The sequence below is a fragment of the Clostridium frigidicarnis genome, assembly GCF_900111985.1.
Taxonomy (GTDB): domain Bacteria; phylum Bacillota; class Clostridia; order Clostridiales; family Clostridiaceae; genus Clostridium_Z; species Clostridium_Z frigidicarnis.
Genome location: NZ_FOKI01000076.1, coordinates 1 through 7,168 on the forward strand (window position 1 = coordinate 1; position 7,168 = coordinate 7,168).

Sequence of the window (7,168 nt, forward strand, 5' to 3'; positions counted from 1 at the left end):
AAGCGTGAAGCCTACCTCAAGATAAGATTTCCCATAACGTAAGTTAGTAAGACCCCTTGAAGACCACGAGGTTGATAGGTGAGAGGTGTAAGTATAGCAATATATTCAGCTGACTCATACTAATAGGTCGAGGGCTTGACCAAATAAAAATCTATGTGTAATTTTTAGAGAATAATTTCTCTAAAAAATAATTGACATCATTTTAAGAATGGTGTATAATATTAAATGTAATGATGATGAAAATCTGGTAATGATGCCTCTAAAGGTCACACTCCTTCCCATACCGAACAGGAAAGTTAAGCTTTAGAGGGCCGATGGTACTGCATGGGTGACTGTGTGGAAGAGTAGGATGTTGCCAGGTGTAGATGGCTCGATAGCTCAGTCGGTAGAGCAGAGGACTGAAAATCCTCGTGTCGCTGGTTCGATTCCTGCTCGAGCCACCAGCAAAGCTTAGTATTTATACTAAGCTTTTTTTTCGTATATACAAATTATTACCTAACATTCAAACACCACTTGAATGTTAGACTTTTTGCGTTAGTAAAGAAATTTATTTTATAGAAAAATATGGTATAATTAAGCTACGTTAATTATAGGGGGTTGAAGTTAATGATAGCTTTGGAAGAATATAAAAAGTTTTTTAAAGGGTATACTGAATTAAGAGTTCAAGAAAATTTGTCTAACAATATTAGAATTTTAAAGGGGGATATTAATAATAATTCTAAATCATCTAGTAAAGGAATTAGTTCAAGAGTTAATATAGGGGGATGCTGGGGATTTGCATCTAACTCTATGGTAAACAGCAATTCAATAACAGAGGTTATAAACTTAGCTGAAAAAAATTCAGAATTTTTAGGCAAATACAATGAAAAAGAGTTTACACCATTTAAAGAAAATATAGCGTGCATAAACAAGGAGTTTAGAACTAAGAAAACTAAACTTACACAAAAACAGTTAATAGATTTTGTAAGAGAAATTGATAATTATATAGCTAACAAATATAAAAAGCTTTCTAGTAGAACAGTAAATTTAAACTGTATATCTCAGGAAAGAGATTTTATAAATTCAGAGGGTTCAAGGATTAAATCTTTTATACCTAGGAGTAATATTGTTATCTCATTGGTAGCAGAGGATAACTTAGGAATGCCTATAACCCTATATACTTTGCTTGGAGGACTGGGAGAGTTTGAGGATAAATTTAATAAACCACAAGATTTGTTCAAAGAGGTAGATTCATTGTATGAACGTCTTATGAAGAAAAGAGAAGGGGTATATGCTTTAGCGGGATTAAAGGAATGTATTTTAGATACTAAGATAACAGGACTATTTGCACATGAAGCTATTGGACATACTACAGAAGCTGATTTGGTTTTAGCTGGATCAATAGCTGGAAGAAATTTAAATAATATCATAGCTAGTGAAAAAATAACTTTAAAGGATTGTGCACATACTTTATTTGATAAACCATGTCCTATACCAGTATATATTGATGATGAGGGTACTAAAGGAGAAGATGTAACCTTAATAGAAAATGGAGTATTAAAATCCTATATGCATAATAAAGAAACCGCTAATTTATTTGGTGATGACCCTAAGGGTAACGCAAGAGCTTATGAATTTTTTGATGAGCCTATAATAAGAATGAGAAATACTTGTATTATGCCAGGAAATGATAAAATAGAACATATGATATCATCAATTGAAGATGGATATTATCTTACTTCTGCTAGTAATGGACAGGCGGATACAACAAGTGAATTTATGTTTGGAATAACAGAAGGCTATGAAATAAAAAAAGGAAAATTAGGAAGAGCTATAAAAGACTTAACTATTTCAGGAGTTGCCTTTGATGTTTTGAAAACAGCCTCAATGGTTTCAGAAGAATTTAAATGGAGTAGCGGTGGTTTTTGTGGGAAAAAACAAATGAATTTAGTTGGAATGGGTGGTCCATCAATAAAATGTAAGGTAAATATAGGGGGTAGATAAAAATGGATAACAGAGAAATTTTGAATTTTTGCCTCCAAGGCATTAAGGATAAAGGATTAGACAAGGGTCAGTGTATTTATAGTATAAATGAAAAGTATGAATTGAATTTTACTAAGGAATCAATAAGCCTTTTAAGAACTACAAAGGATTCAGATATAAATTTAACAGGAATAAAGGATAATAAAAAATCTTCTATAAAGATAAGTAATTTGGATTATAAAAACATAGAAAATAAAATAGGTGAGCTAGTTGAAATGTGTGATTCATCAAGAGAAGATGAATTTAACGATATTGCACCAAACAGTGACAATGAAGAATTTAAGTATGGTAGCGATTCAGCGGATTTGCATAAAATGTATGACCTAATATTAGACTTTATAAAAAACATAAATTTAAAATATGAACAAATTAATTTAATAGGTGGAACTAATCTAACATTTAATAAGAAGGTAAAATATATAGGAAATACAAATAGTGTTTATTTTAAAAGTGATACATCCAACTATTCTTTAGCGTTAACTTATGCAGCAAAAAATCAAGAAACATCCTCATCATTTAATTTTGCACAGTTTCAATTTGATGAACTCCCAGAGTCTTTTATAGAATATGAAAATATAGATAAAAAGTTTAAAGAAGCAGTTGAACAATTATATTGTATAGAATTAGAAGAAAAATTTTTAGGTGATTTAATTTTAACTCCTGAACTAGCAAATGAATTTGTAGTTTATTATAATCAATTATTTTTATGTGATACTCCTATAATATCAAAAACAAGCATGTTAAAAGATAAGCTAGGTAAAAAGGTAGCAGACAATAAATTAACTGTTCTATGTGAATCTATTAGTGATGAAATAAGCAATAAAGTTTTTGTGACGTCAGATGGCATGAAAACATATAATTTTCCTATAATAGAGAACGGAGTACTTAATACATTTCTTCTAACTTTGTATGGATCTAGAAAAACAAAGAAAAAATTTGCTCCATATACAGAAAATATAAGAATATTAAACGGAGATAAAAAGATAGATGATATTATGAAATCAACCAATAAAGGTATAATTCTTGGTAGATTTTCGGGTGGACAACCAGCATCAAATGGAGATTTTTCAGGGGTTGCTAAAAATAGCTATTACATTGAAAATGGAGAAATAAAATATCCAATTAAAGAGGTAATGATATCAGGAAATATATACGAAATGTTTAATAATATTGAATATATATCAGAGGAAACATTAAACACAGGATGTTCAATTACACCTTGGATAAAGGTAAACAATGTTACCATAAGTGGGAAGGCTTAAAAAATAATAGGTTTCAATCAGTGACAAGGTGCAAGTGAAAAGTTATAGTGAATGTGATGAAACTTTAAGACTAGCTAGAATATGTTTTAGCTGGTCTTTTTGTTATATCAAAAAACAAATAAGATGATATTTACGATTGTTTTAGGTTGTTAAATCTACTTATACATATTGATTATAATTTGTATAGAGGTTAGAAATATAAGATATTATAAATTCACCTAATAATTTTATTGATAAATTGTGGTAATAATGGTATATTAACTTATAAGTGTATATACACATGTAAATAATGAAATCAAGAGGTGTAAAATGAATAAGGAGCTTATGGAACATATAAAAAGATTAAAAGAGGATAAAAAAGCATTAATTTTGGCTCATTATTATGTTAATGATGATATTCAGGAAGTTGCTGATTTTGTTGGTGATTCATATTATTTAAGTAAATTAGCAATGGAAAGACCAGAGGATATAATCATATTTTGTGGAGTTTCGTTTATGGGTGAAAGTGCTAAAATATTAAGCCCTAATAAAACAATCATAAGTCCTAATGTAGATGCTAAATGTCCAATGGCATATATGATATCTATAGATAAGATAAAAGAAATTAGGGAAAAATATAATGATTTAGCTGTAGTTTGTTATATAAATTCTACTTCCGAAGTTAAAGCCAATTCTGATGTATGCGTTACATCATCAAATGCAATAAAAATAATAAAAAATTTAAAGGAGAAAAATATATTTTTTATACCAGATAACAATTTAGGAAAATACCTAAGCACAAAGATTAAAAACAAAAATTTTATTTTTCATGATGGATATTGTCCAATACATAAAAATGTAAGTAAAGAACAGGTTATTAAATTAAGAGATATTCATAGAGATGCAAAAATAGTTGTTCATCCAGAATGTAATTATGATGTTATTTCTATTGGTGATTTTGTAGGGAGTACATCAGAAATTATAGATTACGTATGCAAAAGTTCTCAAAAGGAATTTATAGTATGTACTGAGGAAGGAATACTTTATGAACTTAAAAATAAGAATCCAGAAAAAAATTTTTATACAGTAACACCTTATCAAATATGTAATGATATGAAAAAAATAACTCTAGAAAATCTTTTAAGATCATTAACTAACTTAGACAGTCAGGTGTTAGTAGATGATGGTATAAAAGTAAGGGCGGAAAAAGCTCTTAAGAATATGCATGAATTGGCTAGGTAAAATAACAGTATGAAATATGATGTCATAATAGTTGGAACTGGAGCAGCAGGACTTTACTGTGCATTAAGGCTTTCTAGAGATATAAGTGTGTTACTTATAACTAAAGATAAAAAAGAAAGAAGTAATTCTCATTTAGCTCAAGGTGGAATTTCTGTATTAAAAAACAATGAAGATTTAAATTTATTCATAAAAGATACATTAAAAGCGGGTAAATTTAGAAATAATAAAAAATCAGTAGAAATTTTGGCAAAAGAATCTAGAAGAGTAATAAATACATTAATAGATTATGGTGTAGATTTTGATAAGAACGGACAAGAACTTAATTACACCAGGGAAGGTGCTCATAGTATAAATAGAATTGTACATCATAAAGATACTACAGGAAAAGAAGTAATACAAAAGCTTCTGTTAAATGTAGAGAATAGAAACAACATAGAGATTATGGAAATGGCAACAGTGATGGATTTAATAAGTAAAAATAATAAATGTTTTGGAGTTTCAGTTAAGAAGAATGGAATTATAGAAAATATTTTTTCAAAGGTGGTTATTTTAGCTACTGGTGGGGTTGGAGGATTATTTGAAAATTCTACAAATGAAAGACATTTAACAGGAGATGGTATAAGTTTAGCACTACAAAAAGGTGTTAGAACTAAAGATTTAAATTATATACAAATACACCCAACGACCCTTTATTCAAAGGATAAAACAAAAAAAAGATTTTTAATATCAGAGGCGGTAAGAGGAGAAGGAGCAGTATTATTAAATTCTAAGGGACACAGGTTTGTAAATGAACTTTTGCCAAGAGATATAGTTACAGAGTCTATATTAAATGAAATGAAGAGGCTTAATGATGAGTTTGTATATTTAAAAGCAGACTTTTTAGGAAAAGATTTTTTACGTAAAAGATTTCCTAATATATTTGAAACGTGTTTACATGAAGGATATGATTTGACCAAGGAAGCAATACCAGTATTACCAGCTCAACATTATCTTATGGGAGGAATAGAAGTTGATACTTTTGGTAGAACATCTATGGAATGTCTATTTGCAACAGGGGAAGTAAGTTCTACAGGTGTACATGGAGCGAATAGATTAGCCAGTAATTCATTACTCGAGGCACTTGTTTTTTCCAATAGAATAAGTTCTATTTTATTGGATTATATAAGGTCTTGTTCAATAGATGAAATTAAATATGTGCCAAGGGACAAATTAAATAAATCTTTAGTTATAAATGAAATCAAGTCATTATCTAAAAGACATATTCAAAGTGGTGTATAGGAAATAAAAAGAGGGGAGTGGTATTGAGATGGCGGAGTGTTTAAATATGCTTAATGTAGACAAATATATATTGAGTGCGTTAGAGGAAGATATAAATAATGAAGATATAACTACATGTGCAATTTTGCAAAATAAAGTAATAGGACAGGCAGAGCTTATTGCAAAAGAAGAAGGCACAATTGCAGGGCTAAGTATATTTAAAAGAGTGTTTCAGATATTAGGTAATGTAGGGATTGAATTTTATTTTAAAGATGGAGATTTTGTTAAAAAGGGATGTATAATAGGTAAAATAACAGGTGATATGAGGAATATATTATCAGGAGAAAGAACTGCATTAAATTTTCTACAAAGAATGAGTGGAATTGCAACTACAACAAGAAAATATTCAGATAAACTTCAAGATCTTAAAGCAAAGGTACTAGATACAAGAAAAACAACACCCAATATGAGAGCGTTTGAAAAATATGCTGTTAAAATGGGTGGGGGATATAATCATAGATTTAATCTTTCAGATGGTGTACTTATAAAGGACAATCATATTGGAGCTGCAGGAAGTATAAAAGAGGCTGTAGAGAGAGTAAGAAAATATAATAGTTTTGTGAGAAAAATAGAAGTTGAGGTTGAGAATCTTAATATGGTTAAAGAAGCTCTAGAAGAAAAAGTGGATATTATTATGTTAGATAACATGAGTATTGGTGAAATAAAAGAAGCCGTTTCACTTATTAGAGAAAAAGCTACTATTGAAGTATCAGGGAATGTATCATTAGATAATATAAGAGATATAGGAGAAACCGGTGTTGATTATATATCTATTGGAGCTTTGACTCATTCTTCACCTATATTAGATTTATCAATAAAGAATTTAAAACAAATATAGGTGAAGAATGGTTATATATTATAAACATAAAAGATTCAATTATAGATAAAAATATAAATCTATAATTGAATCTTTTTATTTCCCTATAGGATATTATAAAATTTCAAACCTGTGGATAACTTTTATAACTATTAAAATATATAGATTTTTTAGTTGAGAACTTTAATGAGTGAAAAATTACAAGTGGCAAGTTGCAAGAGTTTAAGAAATTGACAATTGACGATTGAAAATTGACAATTCAAGGATAAATCTTCTAAGGAAGATTTTAAAATTAAAAAAATATAATTTAGAGAAAATCTGTGATTTTCAACCTGAACTTTCAACTTTCAACCTTCAACTTTATATTTAGGAAGTTTGTGACTTCCAACAATAATTGTCAATTATCAATTATCAATTAAAAAAAGGGTGCAGCCCTTTTTATATTGATAAAACATAGTGATTTTGAACTTTAAATGTATATATTGAAAAATAGTACTATAATTATTGAAGAAAAATGATGAAAATTACA

At 28.7% G+C, this 7,168-nt stretch carries 5 protein-coding genes, 1 tRNA gene and 2 rRNA genes; all 8 read left to right on the forward strand.

What is annotated here, in order from left to right; all coding sequences use genetic code 11:
• A 23S ribosomal RNA gene (locus BM119_RS19020) occupies nt 1-143 on the forward strand; the annotation flags it as partial.
• A gap of 100 nt (nt 144-243) precedes the next feature.
• Nucleotides 244-361 (forward strand): 5S ribosomal RNA (gene rrf / locus BM119_RS19025).
• A gap of 6 nt (nt 362-367) precedes the next feature.
• A tRNA-Phe gene (locus tag BM119_RS19030) sits at nt 368-443 on the forward strand.
• Nucleotides 444-606: 163 nt separating this feature from the next.
• Nucleotides 607-1,983 carry a TldD/PmbA family protein gene (locus tag BM119_RS19035; RefSeq protein ID WP_090043284.1) on the forward strand — a complete coding sequence of 459 codons (1,377 nt, stop codon included), beginning with the start codon at nt 607-609 and terminating at the stop codon, nt 1,981-1,983.
• 2 nt (nt 1,984-1,985) lie between these two features.
• Nucleotides 1,986-3,284, forward strand: a complete 1,299-nt coding sequence (locus BM119_RS19040) for a metallopeptidase TldD-related protein (protein WP_090043285.1) — start codon at nt 1,986-1,988, stop codon at nt 3,282-3,284.
• A gap of 309 nt (nt 3,285-3,593) precedes the next feature.
• Nucleotides 3,594-4,505 carry a quinolinate synthase NadA gene (nadA, locus tag BM119_RS19045; protein ID WP_090043286.1) on the forward strand — a complete coding sequence of 304 codons (912 nt, stop codon included), beginning with the start codon at nt 3,594-3,596 and terminating at the stop codon, nt 4,503-4,505.
• 9 nt (nt 4,506-4,514) lie between these two features.
• Complete coding sequence (locus BM119_RS19050; RefSeq protein ID WP_090043287.1) at nt 4,515-5,783, forward strand: L-aspartate oxidase; 1,269 nt, start codon at nt 4,515-4,517, stop codon at nt 5,781-5,783.
• 28 nt (nt 5,784-5,811) lie between these two features.
• Nucleotides 5,812-6,660: a carboxylating nicotinate-nucleotide diphosphorylase gene (gene nadC / locus BM119_RS19055; protein ID WP_090043288.1), complete on the forward strand. Its 849-nt coding sequence runs from the start codon at nt 5,812-5,814 to the stop codon at nt 6,658-6,660.
• Nucleotides 6,661-7,168 lie beyond the last annotated feature (508 nt).